General features: G+C 71.7%; 17 protein-coding genes. 8 read left to right on the top strand and 9 right to left on the bottom strand.

The window, feature by feature from the left end:
* Positions 1-29: 29 nt before the first annotated feature.
* Both AS96_RS15565 and AS96_RS15880 read right to left on the bottom strand, forming a co-directional pair.
* On the bottom strand, positions 30-413 hold the full coding sequence (locus tag AS96_RS15565; protein WP_231477025.1) for a hypothetical protein: 384 nt from the start codon (positions 411-413) through the stop codon (positions 30-32).
* 34 nt (positions 414-447) lie between these two features.
* Positions 448-855, bottom strand: a complete 408-nt coding sequence (locus AS96_RS15880) for a UDP-3-O-(3-hydroxymyristoyl)glucosamine N-acyltransferase (protein ID WP_005050582.1) — start codon at positions 853-855, stop codon at positions 448-450.
* An 89-nt stretch (positions 856-944) separates the two neighbouring features.
* On the opposite strand from AS96_RS15880, the gene AS96_RS00640 reads away from it, so the two are divergent.
* Positions 945-1,607 carry a YitT family protein gene (locus tag AS96_RS00640; protein ID WP_036284529.1) on the top strand — a complete coding sequence of 221 codons (663 nt, stop codon included), beginning with the start codon at positions 945-947 and terminating at the stop codon, positions 1,605-1,607.
* Positions 1,608-1,774: 167 nt separating this feature from the next.
* Here AS96_RS00640 and AS96_RS00645 read toward each other — a convergent pair whose 3' ends face one another.
* The 4 genes from AS96_RS00645 to AS96_RS00660 form a co-directional block, all read right to left on the bottom strand.
* Complete coding sequence (locus AS96_RS00645; RefSeq protein ID WP_036284532.1) at positions 1,775-2,548, bottom strand: DNA-formamidopyrimidine glycosylase family protein; 774 nt, start codon at positions 2,546-2,548, stop codon at positions 1,775-1,777.
* Between the two features lie 33 nt (positions 2,549-2,581).
* A complete protein-coding gene (locus AS96_RS00650; protein ID WP_036284535.1) occupies positions 2,582-7,405 on the bottom strand; it encodes an Lhr family ATP-dependent helicase in 4,824 nt (1,607 codons plus the stop codon).
* A gap of 296 nt (positions 7,406-7,701) precedes the next feature.
* Positions 7,702-9,375 (bottom strand): ABC-F family ATP-binding cassette domain-containing protein, encoded by a 1,674-nt coding sequence (locus AS96_RS00655; RefSeq protein WP_036284537.1) that lies wholly within the window; start codon positions 9,373-9,375, stop codon positions 7,702-7,704.
* 274 nt (positions 9,376-9,649) lie between these two features.
* Positions 9,650-10,300 (bottom strand): alpha/beta hydrolase, encoded by a 651-nt coding sequence (locus tag AS96_RS00660; RefSeq protein WP_036284540.1) that lies wholly within the window; start codon positions 10,298-10,300, stop codon positions 9,650-9,652.
* Between the two features lie 95 nt (positions 10,301-10,395).
* On the opposite strand from AS96_RS00660, the gene AS96_RS00665 reads away from it, so the two are divergent.
* The 4 genes from AS96_RS00665 (at position 10,396) to AS96_RS00680 (ending at position 15,015) form a co-directional block, all read left to right on the top strand.
* Positions 10,396-11,064, top strand: a complete 669-nt coding sequence (locus AS96_RS00665) for an NUDIX hydrolase family protein (RefSeq protein WP_036284543.1) — start codon at positions 10,396-10,398, stop codon at positions 11,062-11,064.
* Positions 11,065-11,106: 42 nt separating this feature from the next.
* The gene (locus AS96_RS00670) at positions 11,107-11,919 is read left to right on the top strand and encodes an AlbA family DNA-binding domain-containing protein (RefSeq protein ID WP_231477026.1); all 813 of its coding nucleotides are present in this window, start codon (positions 11,107-11,109) and stop codon (positions 11,917-11,919) included.
* A gap of 110 nt (positions 11,920-12,029) precedes the next feature.
* Positions 12,030-13,049, top strand: coding sequence for a DivIVA domain-containing protein (locus AS96_RS00675; RefSeq protein WP_231477027.1), 1,020 nt, complete (start codon positions 12,030-12,032; stop codon positions 13,047-13,049).
* 28 nt (positions 13,050-13,077) lie between these two features.
* Positions 13,078-15,015 (top strand): M3 family metallopeptidase, encoded by a 1,938-nt coding sequence (locus tag AS96_RS00680; protein ID WP_036284546.1) that lies wholly within the window; start codon positions 13,078-13,080, stop codon positions 15,013-15,015.
* Between the two features lie 33 nt (positions 15,016-15,048).
* Here the strand turns inward: AS96_RS00680 and AS96_RS00685 are convergent, their stop codons facing one another.
* From AS96_RS00685 to AS96_RS00695, 3 genes are read right to left on the bottom strand one after another with little or no spacing between them, the layout of a single operon-like run.
* Entirely contained in the window at positions 15,049-16,170 is a 1,122-nt protein-coding gene (locus tag AS96_RS00685) for a threonine aldolase family protein (RefSeq protein ID WP_036284549.1), read from the bottom strand.
* Between the two features lie 11 nt (positions 16,171-16,181).
* A complete protein-coding gene (locus AS96_RS00690; RefSeq protein WP_036284551.1) occupies positions 16,182-16,856 on the bottom strand; it encodes an SDR family NAD(P)-dependent oxidoreductase in 675 nt (224 codons plus the stop codon).
* Entirely contained in the window at positions 16,849-18,333 is a 1,485-nt protein-coding gene (locus AS96_RS00695) for a DUF6421 family protein (protein WP_036284554.1), read from the bottom strand. The genes AS96_RS00690 and AS96_RS00695 overlap by 8 nt, the downstream gene beginning before the upstream one ends.
* 71 nt (positions 18,334-18,404) lie before the next feature.
* On the opposite strand from AS96_RS00695, the gene AS96_RS00700 reads away from it, so the two are divergent.
* The 3 genes from AS96_RS00700 (at position 18,405) to AS96_RS00710 (ending at position 20,869) form a co-directional block, all read left to right on the top strand.
* A complete protein-coding gene (locus AS96_RS00700; protein WP_081767941.1) occupies positions 18,405-18,860 on the top strand; it encodes an Lrp/AsnC family transcriptional regulator in 456 nt (151 codons plus the stop codon).
* Between the two features lie 75 nt (positions 18,861-18,935).
* Positions 18,936-20,216, top strand: coding sequence for a sensor histidine kinase (locus tag AS96_RS00705; RefSeq protein ID WP_036284557.1), 1,281 nt, complete (start codon positions 18,936-18,938; stop codon positions 20,214-20,216).
* Positions 20,213-20,869: a response regulator gene (locus AS96_RS00710; RefSeq protein ID WP_036284560.1), complete on the top strand. Its 657-nt coding sequence runs from the start codon at positions 20,213-20,215 to the stop codon at positions 20,867-20,869. Before AS96_RS00705 ends, AS96_RS00710 begins: the two co-directional genes overlap by 4 nt.
* Positions 20,870-20,878: the final 9 nt, after the last annotated feature.

Genomic DNA, 20,878 nt, shown 5'->3' on the forward strand with positions numbered 1-20,878 from the left:
CACATCCTGCCCGGAGGTCTTCGCCTACCTCACCCGTTCACAACCTCCCGGGGAAGTACATCTAGCGGCAGTCGCACGAGTGCCGCGTCGACGGATGCCGTCGCCAGCGCCTGCCGTTGGTCGGCGACGGTCAGCGGCACGAGCTCGAGGGCCACGTGCGGCATCCGCTCACGCCAGGTGCCGATCCACTTGCCGGGAGTGGCGCCCTCGACAGCGCCGAGGCGGAACGGGCCGCGCGTAGCGTCGGCCACCGTCGGTGTTTCCGGCTTCGGGCTCGCGCGCTTGGGTGCCGCACCCGTGCGGGCAACGCCCTTCTTCGTCCCGCTCTTCTGAGGAGCACGGCGAGAGGATGCCGAGGGGCGCGCGGGCTTGCCGCCACGCCCGCCTGCTCCTCCTGCTCCGCGTGCGGCCATGCAGGCCAGCGTATCCCGCCGCCGGCGCCGCGGCTCAGGCGGCGAGGCGAAGGCCCCGACGGTCGGTCGCGACGCGCTCGCCGTCGGCGATCTGCTCGTCGTCGCCGATGAGCGATCCGCCCGCCACGCGTGCGTGAGCTCCGACCACGGTACGAACGCCGATCTTGGCGCGAGGGCCGATCGCCGCGCCCGATCCGATGTGCGCGTGCGGGGCGATCTCGACGTCCGGGCCGATGACGGCATCCGGTTCGATCCATGCGCCGCGGCCGATGTGAGCGCCCGCAGCGATCTGCGCGCCCGGTTCGACATACGCGCCCGCTTCGACCAGGGCCGAGGCGTGCACCTTCGCGCCGTTGGCGATCAGACCGCGGCCGTTGACGTGCTTGCGATAACGCAGCGTCTGTCCGCGCTCGTCTTCGATGTCGATGTAGTTCTTACCCACGAATCCCTCCTGGTATCCGCAACGGTGGTGACCGCCGGATCATTCCCACGGTCGGTCCCGTGACGCCGGGTCGCGTGTGGCTTGCGAAGATGGATGCTGTGACCACACCTGCGGAGGCCGACCCGACGACCGGTCCCACTCTTGTCTTCGAAGCCAAGACCCAAGATCACTCGGTCGCGGAGGACATTCTCGGCATCCTCACAGGAACGTTCCTCGTGTCCGTGGGCCTGCACCTGCTGCATGCGGCGGGGGCTGTCACCGGCGGCACCGCCGGGCTCTCGCTGCTGCTGGGGTACGCCACCGGCTGGCCGTTCTGGGTGCTGTTCGCCGCCGTCAACGTGCCGTTCGCGCTGCTGGCCGTATGGCGGCGCGGGTGGGACTTCACGATCCGCACGGTCGTCTGCATCGCGCTGGTCTCCGGGCTCGCCCCGCTGCACGACGCGCTCTTCCCGATCAGCGGTCTCGAGCCGCTGTACGGCACTCTCGCGGGGAACCTGCTCGCCGGTGTCGGGGTGCTCATCCTCTTCCGGCACCGCGGCAGTGTCGGCGGCATCAACATCGTCGGCCTCGAGATCCAGGACCGCACCGGCTTCCGCGCGGGCTGGACGATGATGATCTTCGATGTGCTGATCGTCGCGCTGGCGCTGCTGGTGGTGCCCTGGCCGAACGTGGTGATGAGCGCCGTCGGTGCGATCCTCCTCAACCTCGTTCTCGCCCTCAACCACCGCCCCGGCCGCTACCTCGGCCGCTGAGGCGCGGCGCTGCGGGCGCGGCGGCGCCGGCGCGGCGGTCCGGCCCGCACCGGATGCGGGGATCGGCAACGGATGCGGACCGAAGGATGCCGCGGCATCCGATTCTGTTGCGACGATCCGCATCTGTTACGGCGGCTCCGCCGTCGTGGCGGGGCGGGAGGGCACGGTCAGGTCTGGCAGAGCGGGCACCAGAACACGATGCGCTCGCTGGTCTCGGTGGCGCCGAGCTCGGTGCGGCGGATCGGCGTGCCGCAGCGCAGACACGGCTTGCGCGCGCGGCGGTACACCCAGTTCTGCCGACCGGGACGCGTGTCGCCGGTGAACGTGCGCGACGCGCGGTCGCGGTTCGCCCGGATCATGCGCGAGGCCGTCTCGACGAGACCGGCCGCATCGACGGCGGCGGCGGGCGTGGTCGGAAGGATGCCGCGGACGAACAGCAGCTCGTTGGCGTACTCGTTGCCCAGGCCCGCGAGGTTGCGCTGATCGAGGATCGCGACGTGGACGGCCCGGTCATCGGCGAGGATGCGCCGCGCGGCCTCCTCGGCATCCCAATCCGGGCCGAGCAGGTCGGGGCCGAGGTGGCCGACCAGCTCGTCTTCGTCGGCGGTGGGAACGAGGTCGACCATCGCGATCTCGAAGCCCACGGCATCCACCGCCGCGGTGCCGACGATCGCGCGCGCCTGGTACGCCGGGGCCCGCCACCGCTCGCCGCGGCCGAACACCAGCCAGCGCCCCTCCATCTTCAGGTGCGAGTGCAGCGTGAAGGAGCCGATGCGCATGAAGAGGTGTTTCCCGCGCGGGATGACCTCGTGCACGACCTCGCCGGTGAGGTCGGCCGTCGCATACCGCGGCACGCGCAGCTCGAAGCGTGCGACCTCGGCGCCGGCGATCGCTTCGTGCAGCCGCCGCGCCGTGCGGAAGACGGTGTCACCCTCGGGCACGACCGGCTCCCGGCGGGCACGCGGTGAGGCGGCTCATCGCTGACGCCGCAGAGTGAGGCCGCGGCTGGACTCGACGAACCCTGCGGCCTGCAGGGCGCGCCCCGCCGCGGTGCCGTACACGAAGGCTCCGGACACCTGCTCGACCGTGAGCGTGTCGAGGCGATGGGTGCGCGCCGTCGTGACGAGGCTCGCGGCCGCGGCGGCCAGGACCTCGTCGTCGTCGTCGAACACGAGCGCCGATCGGCCGCCGCGTTCGAGGTAGAACACCAGCTCACCGTCGACGAGCGTGACCAGTCCGCCGGCTTTGCGTCCCGGACGATGCGCGACGCCCTCGAGCGCCGGCCAGGCGAGCGCGGCGCCGTACGGGTTGGCCGGATCGGTGGCCGCGAGTGTCACGGCGCGACGCGGGGGCGGGTCGGCGAGAGCAGCGTACTCGCGGAGGCGGTCGACGGTGGCGGATGCCGCGAACTGTGCGGCCCCGAGCTTCTCGATGAAGTAGCCGCGGCGACAGTGCCCGGCATCCTCGAATCCGGCGAGCACACGGTACGCCTGCGCGAACCCGCCCGGGACGCCCTCGGCCTGCACACTGCCGCGCGTGACGACGCCGTAGCGCTCCAGGAGAAGGCTCGCCGAGGCCGTCGCGCGCAGTGCGCCGTCGGCGGACGGCTCGGGCAGCAGCGACCAGCGTCCCCCGGCCATCGGAGCGCGCGGTGCGGCGGCGCGCGCGGCCGTCAGGGTCGTCGGGATGGAGGTGCCGCGGAACATCCGGGCGCGGGGCGCGCGTCGTGTCGTGCGATGGGCTTGCGAGCCCCCGGCGAGGAGCCCGCGGACGGGCGCGAACGTGTCGTTGGTCACCCGTCCGGTCCAGGCGAGGTTCCAGAGCGCGTCGACGACGGCCTGTTCGCTCGTCGCCTGCGTCATCGCCGCCAGCTGACCGGCGAAGAACGCGCCACCGGCGCGGAGCGCGTCGATGATGCGCTGCTCCGCCGCGGAGGGCTCCTCCGGGTCTTCGGCCGGGATGAGGGTGAGGGTCACGGTGTCGGCCGGGTGGAGGGCGATCCAACCGTCGCGGCCCGGCAGCGAGCCGTGGCCCGACCAGACGACGTCGCCGGTCGAGGTGAGCTCGTCGAGCATCGCCGGTGTGTAGTCGCTCACCCGCAGAGGCAGGATCAGCGACTCCCAGGCGCTCGCCGGAAGGGGCACGCCCGCGAGCTGCTCGATGACGGCGAGCACACCGTCGACGCCTTCGAGTGGACGTCCGCCGGCCGCCCCGGCGATGTGCTGCCATGCCGGGAGGAAGCGCGCGTAGGAGGCCGGCGCCACCGGTTCGACGGTGCCGCGGATCGCGGCGAGGGAGCGCAGGCGCAGGCGTCGCAGCACCTCGCTGTCGCACCATTCCAGGTCGTCGACGCCGGTGCGGGCGCCGCCCTCGTCACCGGGAACCGATCGCGGGGCCGCCCCCTCGGGCAGGAAGAAGCCGCTCGCCACGCGCCCCTGCGACTCCAGGCGTTGCAGCGTCTGGCGGGCCACGGCGGCGCCGATGCCCAGCCGCCGGGCGACATCGGCCGTGCGGAACGGGCCGTGCGTGCGCGCGTGGCGCGCGATCAGGTCGGCGAGCGGGTCGACGACGGGTTCGAGGAAGGCCAGCGGGATGCCGACGGGCAGCGCGGCTCCCAGAGCGTCGCGGAGCCGGCCGGCGTCCTCGATGGCCGCGACTCGCTCCACGCCGCCGACACTCACGCGGATCGCGCGGCGCGCGGCGACGAGCTGGTCGAGGAAAGCGGATGCCGCCGCGTGTGCGGCCGCGTCGGTCTCGGCATCCGACGGGGGAGGTGCTGGTGCGGTCGCGGTGGTGGTGTGCGGGGCGCCGGCAGACGCATCCTGCGTCGGCGTGGCCGTCTCCGCCAGTCGCGCCGCGACCTCGGCGGCGTCGAGCGGTCCGAGAAGGCGCAGCAGATCGGCGACGCCCTCCAGCCCGCGGACGCGCCGCGACGGGTCGAGCCGCTGGGCCTCGCGCTCGAACTGCGCGATGACGGCGGGGTCGAGCAGCTCGCGCATCTCGACCTTGCCGAGCAGCTCGCCCAGCAGGGCGGGGTCGACCGACAGTGCCGCCGCGCGCCGCTCGGCGAGGGGCGAGTCACCCTCGTACATGAAGGCGCCGACGTAGCCGAACAGCAGGTCGCGGGCGAACGGCGAGGGGGTGCTCGTGGTGGTCTCGACCAGACGGATGCGGCGGTCGCCGATGGAGCGGGCGATGCGCAGCAGCGCCGGGAGGTCGTAGACGTCCTGGAGCACTTCGCGGAGCGTCTCGAGGATGATCGGGAACGTGGGGTGGTTCTTCGCCACCTCCAGCAGCTGGGCCGACTTCTGACGCTGCTGCCACAGCGGCGAGCGCTTGTTGGGGTTGAGGCGGGGCAGCAGCAGGGCGCGTGCCGCGCACTCGCGGAAGCGGGAGGCGAACAGCGCCGAGCCGCCGACCTCGTCGGTGACGAGTTGTTCGAGCTCGTCCGGTTCGAAGACGAACAGTTCCGCTCCGGGCGGTTCGCTCTCGGCATCCGGTACCCGCGCGATGATGCCGTCGTCGCTCGCGACGGCCGAGCCCTCGACACCCAGGCGCTCGCGGATGCGCGCGTTGACGGCCAAGGCCCACGGCGCGTGCACGTGCATGCCGTACGGGGAATGCAGGATGATCCGCCAGTCGCCGACCTCGTCGCGCGAGCGTTCGACCGTGAGGGTGCGGTCGGTCGGAAGGCTGCCGGTCGCCTCCTTCTGCTCGTCGAGGTAGGCCAGCAGGTTGCCGATCGCATTGTCGTCGAGCCCCGATTCGCGCAGGCGTGCGGTCGCTTTCTCGGCATCCGCCGCCGCCACCTCGCGCGAGAACCGGCCGAGGGCCTCGCCCAGCTCGGCGGGGCGGCCGAGCCCGTCGCCGTGCCAGAACGGCAGCTTTCCCGGCTGACCGAACGCGGGCAGGACGTTGACGCGATCGTGGGTGATCTCGACGATGCGCCAGCTCGTGGTGCCCAGGGTGAACACATCGTTCACGCGCGACTCGTAGACCATCTCCTCATCGAGCTCGCCAACGCGGGCGTTGCGCGTCTCGCCGGCGACGAAGACGCCGAACAGGCCACGATCGGGGATCGTGCCGCCGCTCGTGACCGCCACGCGCTGCGCACCGGGGCGCGCCGTGAGCGTGCCGTGATCGCGGTCCCAGACGACGCGGGGACGCAGCTCGGCGAACTCGTCGGAGGGATACTTGCCCGCGAGCAGGTCGAGCGTCGCTTCGTAGGCCGAGCGGGGCAGCGTGCGAAACGGTGCCGAGCGCCGCACCGTCTCGAACCACCCCTCGACGTCGACCGGCCCCACCGCGCACGCGGCGATCGTCTGCTGCGCGAGGATGTCGAGCGGGTTCTGCGGAACGCTGATCGCCTCGATCTGGCCCGCCAGCATCCGCTCCGTCACGACGGCGGTGTGCAGCACATCGCCGCGATGCTTGGGGAAGAGGGCGGCGCGGCTCACTTCGCCCACCTGATGGCCCGCGCGTCCGACGCGCTGGAGGCCCGAGGCGGCGGACGGCGGCGCCTCGACCTGGATCACCAGATCGACCTCGCCCATGTCGATGCCGAGCTCCAGCGAGCTCGTCGCGACGACGCAGCGCAGGATGCCGCGCTTCAGCTCGTCTTCGACCTGGGCACGCTGCTCCTTCGAGACCGAGCCGTGGTGGGCCTTTGCCAGCTCCGGTGGGGCGCCGGCACTCGCTCCTGCCTGGGCCATCGTGGCGGCGGGAACGGTCTGCTCGGGAAGGTCGAGACCGAGCCGTTCGGCGTAGATCTCGTTGAGGCGGCCCGTGAGACGCTCGGCGAGACGTCGCGAGTTCGCGAACACGATCGTCGAGCGGTGTGCGAGCACGCGGTCGACGATGGCCTCCTCCACGTGCGGCCAGACCGATCCGGTGATCTCGGACGGCTGTGACGGAGTGAACCAGTCCCCGTCGCCCTCGGCATCCGTCTCCGCGCTCGTCTTGGGGTCGGCCCGCTCGGGTGGCGGGGGCGGGTTGAGCATGTCGGCCATCGGCACGACGACGCGCAGATCGAACGCCTTCGTCGCACGCGGGGCGACGATCTCGACCGGCGCGGAGCCGCCGAGAAAGCGCGCGACCTCGTCGATCGGGCGCACCGTCGCCGACAACCCGACGCGCTGTGCGGCAGGGCGATCGAGATCGTCGTCGCGACGCAGGTCGTCGAGCCGTTCCAGGCTGACCGCGAGGTGCGCGCCGCGCTTGGTCGCCGCGACCGCGTGCACTTCGTCGACGATCACCGTGTGGACGTCGCGCAGGGTCTCGGCCGCCTGCGACGTGAGCATCAGGTAGAGCGACTCGGGCGTCGTGATGAGGATGTCGGGCGGGTCGGCGATGAGCTTGCGGCGATCGGCGGCCGGCGTATCGCCGGAGCGCACGCCGACGGTGACCTCGGGAAGGGGGATGCCGAGACGTCGCGCGGCCTGCCCGATTCCCACCAGCGGCGACCGGAGGTTCCGTTCGACGTCGACACCGAGAGCCTTGAGCGGAGAGATATAGAGGATGTGCGTGCCCGCGGCATCCGTCTTCTTCTTCGCCGCCCTCTTCTTGCGCGCATCGGCATCGTCCGCCGCTGCGGCCGGGGCCTTCTCGCGGAAGACGCGGTCGATCGCCCACAGGAACGCCGACAGGGTCTTGCCCGAGCCGGTGGGGGCGACCACGAGGGCGTGCTTGCCCGCGGTGATCGCGTCCCATGCCCCCGCCTGAGCGCTCGTGGGCTGGGCGAAGGCGCCACGGAACCAGTCCTGGGTCGCAGGACCGAACCGCTCCAGCACATCGGCCATCGCTCCATCATCCCGCGGACCGCCGACACTCGGGCGGATGCTTGCGCCGGGCGGACACGGGCGTGCACGGGCGCCCCCGGACGCCGCGGCTGCGGCGCGCGCCGCGCCGTCCCACGCTCGCCCTGTTCCGTCCTCAGTCTCTGCGCCCCCGGACCCGCGCCGGAGTCTGGAGAACCCGGGTCCGCGCGCCGCCGTCGCGTTCGCGCGGACTGAATACGGAACGGATGAGCCGACCCGTGCCGCGGCGCTCGCGCCGGTCGACCCCGACCGGATGCCGCGACCCGCGGCATCCGCGCTCACTCGAACCGCATCTCGGTCAGCACCCCCTCGCGCAGCTCCAGCACGAGGTGGGGACGGATCCGCTCGAGGAAGCCGTCGTCGTGGCTGACGAGCACGACGGCGCCGCGGAACGCGGCCAGCGCGGCGACGAGCTGGTCGACCGTGTCGAGATCGAGGTTGTTCGTCGGCTCGTCGAGCACCAGCAGCTGCGGCGGCGGGTCGGCCATCACCAGGCAGGCCAGGGCCAGCCGGAAGCGCTCGCCGCCCGACAGCGCCGACACGGGCCGCAGCACCGTGTCGCCGCGGAGCAGAAAGCGCGCGAGTCGGTTGCGCAGCTCGACGTCGCCGACCCCGGGTGCGGCGCGGCGCAGGTTCTCCAGGGGCGTCGCCTGCTCGTCGAGGAGGTCGATGCGCTGCGACAGGTATCCGATGCGGTCGGTGTGGGCTGTTGCGTCTGCGCAACTCCGCCTGAGCGGGCCATCAGGGCCACCTGCAGCGGTTGAGGCGGAGTTGTGCACGCCATCGACCGCCAAGCCGCCCGCAGGAGTCCCCGTGCCACCCGCGACCAGCCGCTCCAGGAGGGTCGTCTTGCCCGCGCCGTTCGGACCGATCAGCGCGACCCGCTCCGGCCCCTGGACCGTCCACGAGCGCTCGCGGTCGCCGATCGTCGCGATCCGTCGACCGGCCGCGACATCGGGGTCGGGCAGCTCGATGTGCACCGGCTCGTCGTCGCGGACGCGGCGTTCGGTGGCGTCGAGCACCGCGCGCGCCTCCGCCTCCTTGTCGCGCGCCTCGACGCGTAGCCGCCCCGCCGACGCCTGGGCGGCACGCTTCTTCTCGCCGAGGACGATCTTCGGTGCGCGCCGATCAGCGGCCGACTTACGGCCGATCGCAGCGCGTGTGGCCAGCACCTGTTCCTGGTGGATGCGGTCGCGCTTCTCGCGCCGCACCTGTTGTCGCGCCGCCGCCTCGGCCTGGCGGGCTGCCGCCTGCTGTTCCTCGTGAGCGGCGCGCCACGCCGAGTACGCGCCGCCGAACGTCGACAGCGAGCTCGCGTACAGCTCGGCGGTCTCGTCCATCAGCTCCAGCAGCGCCGTGTCGTGGCTGACGACGACGAGCGTGCCGCGCCAGCTGCGCACCAGATCGTGCACGCGCGCCCGCGCGTCACGGTCGAGGTTGTTGGTCGGCTCGTCCAGAAGTGCGATCGGGGCTCCGCGCAGTCTCACGCCGACGAGGGCGGCGAGGACGGCCTCGCCACCGGAGAGGGCGCCCACCCGTCGGTCGAGAGCGTCCTCGGGAAGGCCCGCTTCGGCGAGCGCAGCCGTGGCGCGTGCCTCGATGTCCCAGTCGTCGCCGACCGCGTCGAAGTGGCGCTGATCGACGTCGCCGGACGAGATGGCCCGCACGGCATCCAGCGCCGCATCGACGCCCAAGAGTGCCGCGACGCGGGTGTCGGCGGTGAGCCGCTGGGGCATCACATCGACGGTGCCGCTGCGAAAGACGGTGCCGGATGCCGGGACGCGGGTGCCCGCGATGCGGCCGAGCAGCGTGGACTTGCCGGAGCCGTTACGTCCGATGAGTCCGGTGCGCACAGCGGCGAAGGCCCCGGAGACGTCGTCGAGAGCGACGGTGCCGTCGGGCCAGGTGAAGGTGACGCGGTCGAGCACGACCGCGGGAGAAGCGTGGGGCATGGGTGCCTCCTGTCGGTGTCGATGACACTGACGAGATCAGTGTCGGAGCGCAGGCGCGCACGACACTGTTCCCGGACGACGGGAGGGATCGACGGCCGGCGCGGATAAAGATGCGCCGACGCGTCGGAGAACCCGGTGTCCGAGGAGGGACGGAGGGTCGACGGCTCAGCGCGGGATCACAGCGCGGCGTCGAAACCCTTCGACGGTCTTCCTCACGGTCGGGACAAGAACGCCGACAGCCTAACGCCCCCCCACGACGAAGGCCACAGCCGGGTCAGCCCGCGGCGGCGAGCTGCTTGTCGAGGAAGACGTGGACGTCGTCGAGCTCCTCCTGCGACACGCTGTGGGTCAGCCCGGCGTAGACCCGGCCGCTCAGCTCCGCGTGTGCGGGCAACCACTGCACCGTATGGGCCACCGCGGCGGGGGGAATCACCTCGTCGCGCGCGCCGCGGCCCCAGAAGACCGGGGGGCGACGTTCGGCGAGCACCTCGTCGCCCGGAAGGGGTGACGGGTCTGCGTAGCCGGCGAGGTTCACGACGAAGGCGAAACGCTCGGGCTGCAGGCGCAGAGCCTGCAGAGCGACCGCGGCGCCCTGAGAGAAGCCGAGGATGCCGATCGTCTCGGCATCCGTCGCCCGATCGATCCACGCGATCAGGGCGTCGGCGGCGGCCGTCACCGCTCCGCTCGAGCGGCCGTCGAGTCCCTCGATGGGATACCACGACCAGCCGGGGGCGGGAAAGGGCGGCGCCAGCGGCGCACGAACCGCGGCCAGCACGAACGCGTCGGGGAGGAAAGGAGCGAGCCCGAAAAGATCGCGCTCATCCGAGCCGTATCCGTGCAGCAGCAGCAGGAGGGGTCTGCCCGCCCGCGTCTCGGGGCCTTCCGACCAGAGGACGGCCTCGTCGTCGATCGCGATCGCGCTCATGACCACCATCCTCGCAGGGGGCGCCGACACTCGCGTCGCCGCCCGGCCGACGGCACGGGCGCGCCACCGGCGGCGGTACGGGTATACATGGAGGCATGGCCGTTCGCACCCCCGACCCCGATCCGAACGAACGCGACGACGACGGGAACCCCCGTGACCCGCTGCGCGGCTTCGGCAGCGGCGGGGGACGGCCCGGCCACCCCCTCGGCGACGGCACGTTCGGCTCGCCGGCTCCGGAAAGCGCCGGAAACCCCGGCTGGTTGAGCGACGTCGAGCTCGCCGAGGCCCGTCGGCGGCTGCCGATCCTCTACGTCGAGGCGGTGCCGGTGCGCACGGACGGCGTGGGTGCGGTGACGCAGGTCGGCGTGCTGCTGAGGGCGACGCCGCTGGGGGAGATCACCCGGTCGATCGTGTCGGGGCGGGTGCGCTATGGCGAGACGGTCCGTGATGCCCTCTTCCGTCACCTCGAGAACGACCTGGGGCCCATGGCGTTCCCGCAGCTTCCGCCGCAGCCGGTGCCGTTCACGGTGGCCGAGTACTTCCCCCTGCCCGGGGTCAGCGCCTTCCACGACGACCGTCAGCATGCGGTGTCGCTGGCGTTCGTCATCCCGGTCACCGGGACGTGCGAGCCGCGCCAGGATGCTCTGGAGGTCACGTGGATGACCCCGGAGGAGGCGTCGTCCGACGCTCTGGCCGCCGAGATGGAGGGCGGGCGCTCGACGCTCATCCGTCTGGCTCTGGCCAGCGTCGGCGCGCTGCGCTGACCGCCCCGCCGCCGAACCGACTCTCGAACCCAGGTGATCACCGTGCCCCGCAGTGAGATGCTCGTCGAGGTCGCCGGCGCGCTGCCGCTCGCGCTGCTGCTGTCCTTCATGATCGCGTGGGTGCTGCGTCGCCTCTTCGGCGCTCGGCTGTCCCTGCCGCTGTCGGTCATGACGATCGTGTCGTTGCTGGGAGTGAGCCTCGGGCTCTTCCTGGCGGGCTGGTTCTTCGTCGGGCTGAGACTGTGGATGCCGACGGCGCTGCTGCTTGCGGTCGGCAGCAGCCTCGGGCTGTCGTTCCTCGTCGCGGGCATCGCCGCACTGCCGCGACGTGACGGCGCCATCGACGTCGCGGCGCTCCTGGAGAGGGGCGAGAGCGACCGCGTCGAGTTCAAGGAGACCGCGCGCTGGAACGTCCGCGACGACAAGAAGGACGCCCGCATGGAGCAGGTGGTCGCCAAAACCGTCGCCGCCTTTCTCAACAGCTCCGGCGGAACACTGCTCATCGGCGTTGACGACGCGGGTCGCGTCCACGGGCTGGACCGCGACTTCGCGACCCTGCGCACCCCCGACGCCGACCGTTTCGAGCTTTGGCTGCGCGACATGCTGGCGACGAGCCTCGGAAAGAACGCGGCCGCCATGCCGCGCATCCGCTTCGCCGAGATCGACGGCGCCACGGTCTGCGCCGTGCGCTGCCCGCGAGCACCCGAGCCCGTCTTCGTCGCCCAGGGCGGCGGCACCGAGCTGTGGGTGCGGGTCGGCAACTCGACCCGGGCGTTCGGCGTCGACGAAGCCGTCACCTACGTCGCCCGCCACTTCCGGCCCACCCTCACCGATCTGCTGCTCGGGCGTCGCTGACGACGACACGGTGACGATCGGTTTCTCCGATGTCATCCGCGTGCCGGCGCGCCCGAGTCGGTGACATGCCGCCGTGCCCGCCGGGGCGGGCGCCGCTTCGGAGTGCTGCCATGACTGACCGCTACGAGTCCGACCACACCGCCTTCGATGACCTCATGTCGGGGTCGCAGCAGTCCCGATCCGACGGGGAGGCCGCCACGTTCCCGACCGTCTTCCGCGGCTACGACCGCGCCGCCGTGGATGCCGCCCTCGCCGCGCTGACGGCCGACGCCGACGCCCGTCGCGCCGACGCCGACGCGCTCGCCCGTCTGCTCGAGGCGGCGCAGCAGGAGGCGCAGGACCGCGCTGAGGAGCTCACGCGACTGGAGGCGCGCGTCGCGCAGCTGGAGGGTGAACTCGCGGTGCAGTCCGCGCGGGCCGACAACGCGGAAGACAAGGTGCAGACCCTGTCGGCGGAGTTCGTGAGCTCTGCCGCGGAGTCCTCCCACGAACGCGAGCGGTTCGAGGACGTGCTGCGGGTCGCGGAGGACCAGGCATCCGTCATCATCAAGAACGCGAGTGTCCAGGCCGAGCGTCTTCTGCAGGCTGCGCGCGAGGAGATCACCGCGCAGCGGGCGGGGGCTCAGGCCGACATCGAGACCCTCCGTGCCCAGGCGGCGACGCATGCCGCACAGGCGAGACTGACGATCGACACCGAGCTGACGGCGCACACCGCCCAGCTCGAGCGCGAGGCGGCGCACGCCGCCGAGAAGGTCGCGCAGGCCGAGCAGGAGGCCGCTGCGATCCGCACCGAAGCCGAGAAGGGAGCCGCAGCGCTGCGCTCGCTCGTCTCGCGTGAGACGGAGCAGCTCCGTGCGGAGGCGGAGGACGCCGTGCGCATCACGCAGGACGCCAACGAGCAGGTCGCCGCGTCGCTGGAGCATGCGCAGCGCATCACGGCGAAGGCCGACGACTTCGACAAGCTCATGCGCGCGCAGGCTCAGCAGCACGAGGCCGACGCGCGGTTGCGCTCACGCGAGATCCTCGATCGCGCGAGCGTCAAGGCCCAGAAGATCATCGACACCGTTACCGGGCATTCGCAGAGCCGAGAACGACGGCGATCAGACGCCCGCGTGATCGCCGATCGTTGAGGTCGCAGCCCCGACGTAGGCTCGGATCATGACCTCGATCGAGCCTCTCGTCTTCCCGACCGACGCCGACGACTGGGTGGCGTTCGCGTCCGGACGACCCGCCGCCGCTGTCGCTCTCGTCGCCGATGTCGACGCCCGCCTCATCGATGCGGCGGACGAGACGGATGCCGCGACGCGCCTGGACCTGTGGAACGACGCCGATCTGGCGCTCCGGCAGGCCACGTGCGAGGCCTACCTGCTGAGTGAGGCGCACCCGGATGCCGAGGTGCGCCGCATCGCGGAGGAGCAGGTGCAGGCGCTCGAGGCGCTCTCGGCATCCCGCCTTCTCGACGCGAAGCTGTTCGCCGTATTCGAGGCTCTCACCGATGACGCTCTCGACGCCGAGCAGGCGCGGCTGCTCGCGCAGGTGCGCCGCGACTTCCACCGCGGGGGCGTCGCCCTTCCTGCGGCGGATCGTGAGCGTGTGCGCGTGCTCACCGACCGCGACACGGAGCTGAGTCTGGAGTTCTCACGCAACATCCGCGACGGACGGCGCGAGATCCGCGTCGCCCCCGCGGCACTGGCGGGTCTGCCGCAGGACTTCATCGACGCGTACCCCGTCGACCACGACGGGATGATCGTGCTCACGACTGAGTACACCGACCTCATGCCGGTGCGGGAATACGCGACCGACCGGGCGACGCGCACGGCGCTCGTCGCGGCCTACAACGACCTCGCGTGGCCGGTGAACGACACTGTCCTCGCCGAGCTGGTGGCCGTCCGCGCGGAACGTGCGCAGCTGCTCGGCTACCGCGACTGGGCCGACTACGAGACCGAGACGCGCATGATCGGCGCCGATCGTGTCGACGGCGGCAGTGCGGCGATCGCCGAGTTCCTCGCGCGTCTTGACGACGCATCGGCCGACGCGGCCACTCGTGAGTACCCGGTGCTGCTCGAACGGCTGCAGCAGGACGACCCGGCGGCGACCGAGGTCACGATCGCCGACTTCTTCTACCTTCTCAGTGCGCTGCGCCGTGAGCGTCACGACGCCGACGCTCAGCTCGTGCGCTCGTACTTCTCCTTCGATCGGGTGCTGCCGGGCGTGCTCGGTACGACCGCGCGCCTGCTCGACGTCGAGTACGTGCCCGTCGAGATCTCCACCTGGCACGACGACGTGCGCTCGTACGACGTCGTCCGCACGGGCGAGCGGCTCGGACGCATCCACCTCGACCTGCATCCGCGTGACGGCAAGTACAACCACGCCGCCTGCTTCCCCCTCGCCCCCGGCGTCGCGGGGCGTGTGCTGCCCGAGGCGGTGCTGCTGTGCAACTTCGCGCGCGGGCTGATGACCCACGACGAAGTCGTCACGTTCTTCCACGAGTTCGGCCATCTCGTGCACGACATCCTCGGCGGCGCGCAGCGCTTCGTGCGCTTCTCGGGTGTCGCGACGGAGTGGGACTTCGTCGAGGCACCCAGCCAGCTGCTGGAGGAGTGGGCGTGGGATGCCGAGGTCCTCGCCTCGTTCACCGCGAACGCCGCGGGCGAGCCGATCCCGGCCGATCTGGTCGCCAAGATGCGCGTCGCCGACGGGTTCGGGCGGGCCCTGGAGGTGCGCCGCCAGCTCGGCCACGCGAACGTGTCGTACCACCTGCACGTCGACCGTACGGAAGACCTGCAGGCGGCCACCGAGCACTGGTACGCCTCGACGAGCCCCGTGCAGCCGCTGCGCGGGCTGCACTCGTACGCCGGATTCGGGCATCTCACGGGGTACGGCGCCTGCTACTACACGTACCAGTGGAGCCTCGTCATCGCGCGCGACCTGATCTCGGGCTTCGGCGGCGACCTCATGGATGCCGAGGCGGCGACCCGCTGCCGTCGTGAGATCCTCGAGCCCGGCGGCAGCCGGGACGCGACCGCGCTCGTCGAGGCTTTCCTGGGGCGGCCGTACTCCTTCGACGCGTACCGGGCGTGGCTCGCCGGCGCCTGACCCGGTGACGGGTCGGCGTCGAGCCGGCGCGCGTCAGGTGAGGCGCGCGAGAGCGGCGACGAACGCGTCGACGTCGTCTTCGGACGTGTCGAACGAGCACATCCAGCGGACCTCGTTCTTCGCCGCATCCTCCCCACCGGCACTCGACGGATCGCCGTCGCGCTCCGTCGAGCCTCCGCCGGCGGGGCCCCAGTCGTAGAAACGGAAGCTCTCGCGCAGGGCATCGGCGACGCCGTCGGGCAGTACCGCGAACACGCCGTTGGCCTGCGTCGGCTGGCTGAACGACACCCCCGTGATCGACCCGTCGGCGATGCCCGCCTCGACGCCGGCACGAAGCCGCTGGGCCATCGCGTTGGCGTGGCGCGCGTTGCGCAGGTACAGGTCGCCCTCGAGCAGTGCCACGAGCTGCGCGGAGATGAAGCGCATCTTCGACGCCAGCTGCATGTTGAGCTTGCGCAGGAACAGAAGTCCTTCCGCGGCATCCGGGTTCAGGACAACGACGGCCTCTCCGCCGAGCGCGCCGTTCTTCGTCCCACCGAAGCTCAGCACGTCGACGCCGACATCGGTCGTGAAAGCCCGCAGCGGCAGGTCAAGCGCCGCAGCCGCGTTGGAGATGCGGGCGCCGTCGAGGTGCAGGCGCATACCGCGGGCGTGCGCATGGTCGGCGAGGGCGGCGATCTCGTCGGGCGTGTACAGCGTGCCGAGCTCGGTCGACTGTGTGATCGAGACGACGAGCGGCTGCGCGCGGTGCTCGTCGCCCCATCCCCAGGCTTCGCGGTCGACGAGCTCAGGAGTCAGCTTGCCGTCGTCGGTGGGGACGTTCAGGATCTTGATCCCCGCGACGCGCTCGGGAGCGCCGCCCTCATCGACATTGATGTGCGCGGTGGATGCCGCGATCACTGCGCCCCACCGCGGCAGCATCGACTGCAGCCCGACGACGTTCGCGCCCGTCCCGTTGAAGACGGGGAACGCCTCGGCGTGGTCGCCGAAGTGGTGGCGAACCACCTCCTGCAGCCGGGCCGTGTAGGCGTCCTCGCCGTACGCGATCTGATGCCCGTGATTGGCGGCGGCGATGGCTTCGAGGATCTCGGGGTGGACGCCCGAGTAGTTGTCGCTGGCGAAGCCGCGGACGGTCGTGTCATGCAGGGTGGTCACGGATATCCAATCTAGTTCGGCGCGCCGAGGCCGACGATCGTGTCGCTGACCTCGGCCGCGTCGGCATCCCAGAGCCCGACGAAGGCCGATCCGAGCGCCTCCTCCAGGCCCGCGAGAGCCCGGACGCGGAAGATGACGGATGCCGCGGTCTGCGCGACCCCGCGATCGCGCGCGTCCTTCGCGAAGCCCTGCGCCATCGCGCGGGCCCATGCCTCCTCCGCGGCCTTGACGGCGGCGTAGTTGGCCCCGCCCGCCAGGGGACGCGCGACCGCCGTGGACGACACGATCGCCGTCCGGGCGGCGGGGGAGGCGTTCAGGTCGTCCCACCACGCGCGCGTGACGTGTCGCAGGGCGCTCAGCCCGCTCTCCAGCGCGCGGTAGTCGGCCTCGGTCTGGCCGCGCAGCCCGCCGCCGCCGCGCCACCCCCCGACGAGGTGCAGCAGCCCGTCGACACGCACGCCGTCCGCCGCGAGCATCGCCGCGAACGCCGCGACCTCCGCCTCGTCGGCGAGGTCGCACACGGCCGTGCGCGCGCCCAGGTCGCGCAGGGGAGCGAGAGCGTCGTCGCGGCGCCCCACCGCGATGACGCTCGCCCCGGCCGCCACGAGCGCGCGGGCGGCGGCGTGGCCACTCGCGCTCGTGGCGCCGGCGATCATGACCGAGCGCCCGCGCACGCCGTCACCCATCGCGGCCCGTGATGCCCGTGGTCGAGGAGATGACGCTCTGCATCTTCTTGTCGAGCGCCTCGAAGAACATCGACAGCGGGAACTCGTCGTCCAGCACGGCGTCGGTGTAGCTCTTCGGGGCTCCGGCCAGCACGTCGTCGGGCAGACCGCGCGCCCAGAGCGACGCCGGGTGAGGGGTCACGACGCTGCTCACGAGCTCGTAGGCGGCGAGCCAGTGCGCGACCTTCGGTCGGTCGATCGACTCCCAGTACAGCCGGTCGATCGCATCGCTGAGGGCGATGACCGCCGCCGGCACCTCGTCCCAGTCGAGGGCGAGAGCGGTGTCGGTCCAGTGCAGCACGCCGCGCTGATGCAGCCAGGCGAACAGCAGCTGCCCGCCGAGACCGTCGTAGTTGCGTACCCGCGTCCCGGTGATCGCGAACCGGAAGATCCGGTCGAAGAGCACGGCGTACGGGACGAGTCGCGCGTGATCGAGCATCTCCCGCTCGGCATCCGTCAGATCTTCGCCCTGATCGGCCCGCGCGCTCAGCCGTGCGGCGATGCCGACGCACTCCCGGTACGCGGTCAGATCGCAGCGCAGCTCCTCGAGCGAGTACAGGAAGTACGGCATGCGCTGCTTGATCATGAACGGGTCGAACGGCAGGTCGCCGCGCATGTGACTGCGGTCGTGGATCAGGTCCCACATGACGAAGGTCTGCTCGGTCAGGCCCTGGTCGGCGAGCAGGCGCGTAACGCCCTCCGGCACATCGAGCTTCGTGATCTCGGATGCCGCGGCGACCACCCGTCGGAAACGCGCCGCTTCACGGTCCTGGAAGATCGCGCCCCAGGTGAACGCCGGGATCTCGCGCATGGCGACCGTCTCGGGGAACAGCACCGCGGAGTTCGTGTCGTAGCCGGACGTGAAATCCAGCAGGCGCAGGGAGACGAACAGGCCGTTGGTGTACGTGTGCTCCACCTCGGCGATGAACTCCGGCCAGATCACTTCGCAGAGCACCGCCTCCAGGCGCCGGTCGCGGGAGCCGTTCTGCGTGTACATCGGAAAGACGACGAGATGGCGCAGGCCGTCGACGCGGTCGCGCTGCGGCTGGAAGGTCACCAAGGAGTCGAGGAAGTCGGGCACGCCGAAGCCGGAGTCCGCCCAGCGGTGCAGGTCGATCACGCACGCCGACAGATAATCGGCGTCGTGCGGGAACAGCGGGGCGAGGCTCGCGATCGCCTCCGCGACCACGGCGACCAGTTCCGCGGCGTGATCACGGTGGGCGGGGTCCGCCACCGAGCCGTCGGGTGCTTGGAGCGGCTGCAGTCGTGAGACGGCGTCCTTCAGGGCCAGCCAGGCCGGCTGCTGGGTGATCGGTCGGTCGTCTTCGACGAGCCGGGTGATCGGTCGGTCGTCTTCGACGACCTGCGTGATCGGTCGGTCGTCTTCGACGACCTCGGGCTCTCCGATGACGGACTTCGCGGGCGTGAGAAGGGACATGGTGGGCACCTCCGATCGTTTGACAGGAATATTTACGGCCTGAGCGGCTCGCATCGGATATTCTTCCATGTGTGGAAGATGATGTCGACCGTCGAATCGTTGCCGAGGTCTCCCGCGACGGGCGGATGACCCTGGCTGACCTGTCCGCCGCCGTCGGATTGTCGGTCTCGGCGGTGCAGGCGCGGCTCAAGCGACTCGAGTCCCGCGAGGTCATCACCGGGTACCGTGCCCTCGTCGATGCCGATGCGGCCGGACGCCCCCTGGCCGCGTTCATCGAGATCACCCCGCTCGATCCCGCCCAGCCCGACAACGCGCCGGAGCTGCTCGAGCACCTCGACGCCATCGAGGCCTGCCACTCGATCGCCGGCGACGCCAGCTACATGCTCTTCGCCCGCGTCGCTTCGCCGCGCGCACTCGAAGAGCTCGTGCGCGACATCCGCCTCGCGGCCTCCGTCCGCACCCGCACCACCGTCGTCCTCCAGACGTTCTACGAGCACCGGCCGATCGTCCCGCTCGGCGCGTCCTAGCGCCGCCGGGCGCCGCCGACTGCAATACATCCCGCGATGGATGCCGCGACACGCGCCGTCGCGTAGCGTCGAAGCGTGTTCCGCACGCTCACCCGCACGCAGCTGACGGTCGACATCGTCGCCGCCGGCGTCTTCGCGATGTTCGCCGTGCTGGCCACCCTCGTCCCCTGGGACTCGGTGAGCTCGGGCGTGCTGCCGCCGCACGTGGCGCTCGCCGTCGCGCTGGTTCTCACCGTGGTCTTCTCGGCCGCCGGCGCGATCCGCCGCCTCGCGCCGGAGCTGGCGCTGGCGGTGTGCTGGGCGGCCGCGATCCTGCAGATGGCCGGCGGGCTGCCGCCGCTGCCCGCCAACGTGGTGATCTTCGGCGTGCTCTACACCACCGCCGCGTACGGGGCGCGACGCACGTTCTGGCTCGGGCTCGCCTCATCGCTGGTCGGCGCGGTCGCGATCGCCGTGTACATCATCGTGGTGCCGCTCCTGCTCGGAGCGGGCACGCCGAACGGCATCGGCACGTACGTGTTCGCCAGCGTCGCCACCTTCGCCTCCGCCGCGTTCGCTTTGCTGCTGTCGTGGACGACCGGCGCGCTGGTGCGCACCACGCTGCGTGCGCGCGAGAACCGCCGTGCGCAAGAACTCGCCGAGGCGACGGCGGTCGCCGAGGCCGAGCGCACCCGCATCGCCCGCGACATGCACGACGTCGTCGCCCACTCGCTTGCGGTCGTGATCGCTCAGGCCGACGGTGCGCGCTACGCGGCGGCATCCGACCCGGCCGTTGCCGCAGCGACGCTCGGCACCATCTCGGCCACGGCCCGCGCCGCACTGTCCGACGTCCGGATGCTGCTGACGCAGCTGCGGCACACGCAGGCCGAAGGGCCACAGCCGACGCTCGCCGACCTGGAACAGCTCTACGCGCAGGTGCGCGCGGCGGGCGTCGCACTGCGGGTCGACATCGACCCCGTGCCGACCGCCGAGGTGCCGTCGGCGGTGCAGCTCGCCGTCTTCCGCATCCTGCAGGAGGCGCTCACCAATGCGCTGCGCCACGGCGCACGCTCCGAGGTGAGCGTGCGGCTGGCGTGGCACCCTGGACGGGTGGAGCTGACCGTGAGCAATCCCATCGATCCGCCGTCGCCGCTTGCCGGCGCGCACGGCGACCGCGCAGACGGCGAGGCGCGCGGGCACGGGCTCATCGGCATGCGTGAGCGTGCACAACTCGTCGGCGGGCACCTCGAGGCGGCGCACCGCGGGCAGGTCTTCGTCGTGACCGCCTCGCTGCCGATCGTCGGGCAGCCGATCGCTCCGGGACCCCTCCCCGGGCCGAACCCTCCGGGTTCGCACGTCCCGGAGGCGGCGCGGTGAGCGCGCCGATCCGTGTCGTCCTCGTCGACGACCAGGCCCTCTTCCGTGCCGGCATTCGCATGGTCATCGATTCGCAGCCGGATCTGACCGTCGTCGGTGAAGCCGGCGACGGGGCGGAAGGCGTGCGGGTCGTCCGACAGACGCGCCCCGACGTCGTGCTCATGGACATCCGGATGCCGGTGATGGACGGCCTCGCTGCGACCGCGGAGCTGCTGTCCGATACGACGCTGGCGAGCGCGCCGCCGCGGATCGTCATGCTCACGACCTTCGATCTCGACGAGGCGGCCGCGCGAGCCATTCGTCAGGGGGCGAGCGGCTTCCTCCTGAAGGACGCCGATCCGGAGTTCCTCCTCGCGGCCATCCGCACGGTGCAGTCGGGCTCGGCGGTCATCGCCGCCGCGGCCACGCGTGAGCTGTTCGCCCAGTTCTCCGCCCCCTTGCGCGCGACGCCCCCGGCCTTCGCCGAGCTCACCGAGCGGGAGCGGGAGATCTTCGCCCTCGCCGCCCGCGGCCTCTCCAACGCCGAGATCGCCCAGCGTGAGTTCCTCTCCGAGGCCACGGTGAAGACCCACATCAGTCGCGTGCTGGGAAAGCTCGGACTCCGCGACCGCGTGCAACTGGTCCTCTTCGCCTTCGAGCACGGCCTGGCCTGAGAGAGCACC

The organism is Microbacterium sp. MRS-1, assembly GCF_000585455.1.
GTDB lineage: Bacteria > Actinomycetota > Actinomycetes > Actinomycetales > Microbacteriaceae > Microbacterium > Microbacterium laevaniformans.

Coding starts and splice junctions, on each gene's coding strand:
- AS96_RS15565 (WP_231477025.1), bottom strand. CDS start 413: ATGGCCGCACGCGGAGCAGGAGGAGCAGGCGGGCGTGGCGGCAAGCCC.
- AS96_RS00640 (WP_036284529.1), top strand. CDS start 945: ATGGATGCTGTGACCACACCTGCGGAGGCCGACCCGACGACCGGTCCC.
- AS96_RS00650 (WP_036284535.1), bottom strand. CDS start 7,405: ATGGCCGATGTGCTGGAGCGGTTCGGTCCTGCGACCCAGGACTGGTTC.
- AS96_RS00655 (WP_036284537.1), bottom strand. CDS start 9,375: ATGCCCCACGCTTCTCCCGCGGTCGTGCTCGACCGCGTCACCTTCACC.
- AS96_RS00660 (WP_036284540.1), bottom strand. CDS start 10,300: ATGAGCGCGATCGCGATCGACGACGAGGCCGTCCTCTGGTCGGAAGGC.
- AS96_RS00665 (WP_036284543.1), top strand. CDS start 10,396: ATGGCCGTTCGCACCCCCGACCCCGATCCGAACGAACGCGACGACGAC.
- AS96_RS00675 (WP_231477027.1), top strand. CDS start 12,030: ATGACTGACCGCTACGAGTCCGACCACACCGCCTTCGATGACCTCATG.
- AS96_RS00680 (WP_036284546.1), top strand. CDS start 13,078: ATGACCTCGATCGAGCCTCTCGTCTTCCCGACCGACGCCGACGACTGG.
- AS96_RS00690 (WP_036284551.1), bottom strand. CDS start 16,856: ATGGGTGACGGCGTGCGCGGGCGCTCGGTCATGATCGCCGGCGCCACG.
- AS96_RS00695 (WP_036284554.1), bottom strand. CDS start 18,333: ATGTCCCTTCTCACGCCCGCGAAGTCCGTCATCGGAGAGCCCGAGGTC.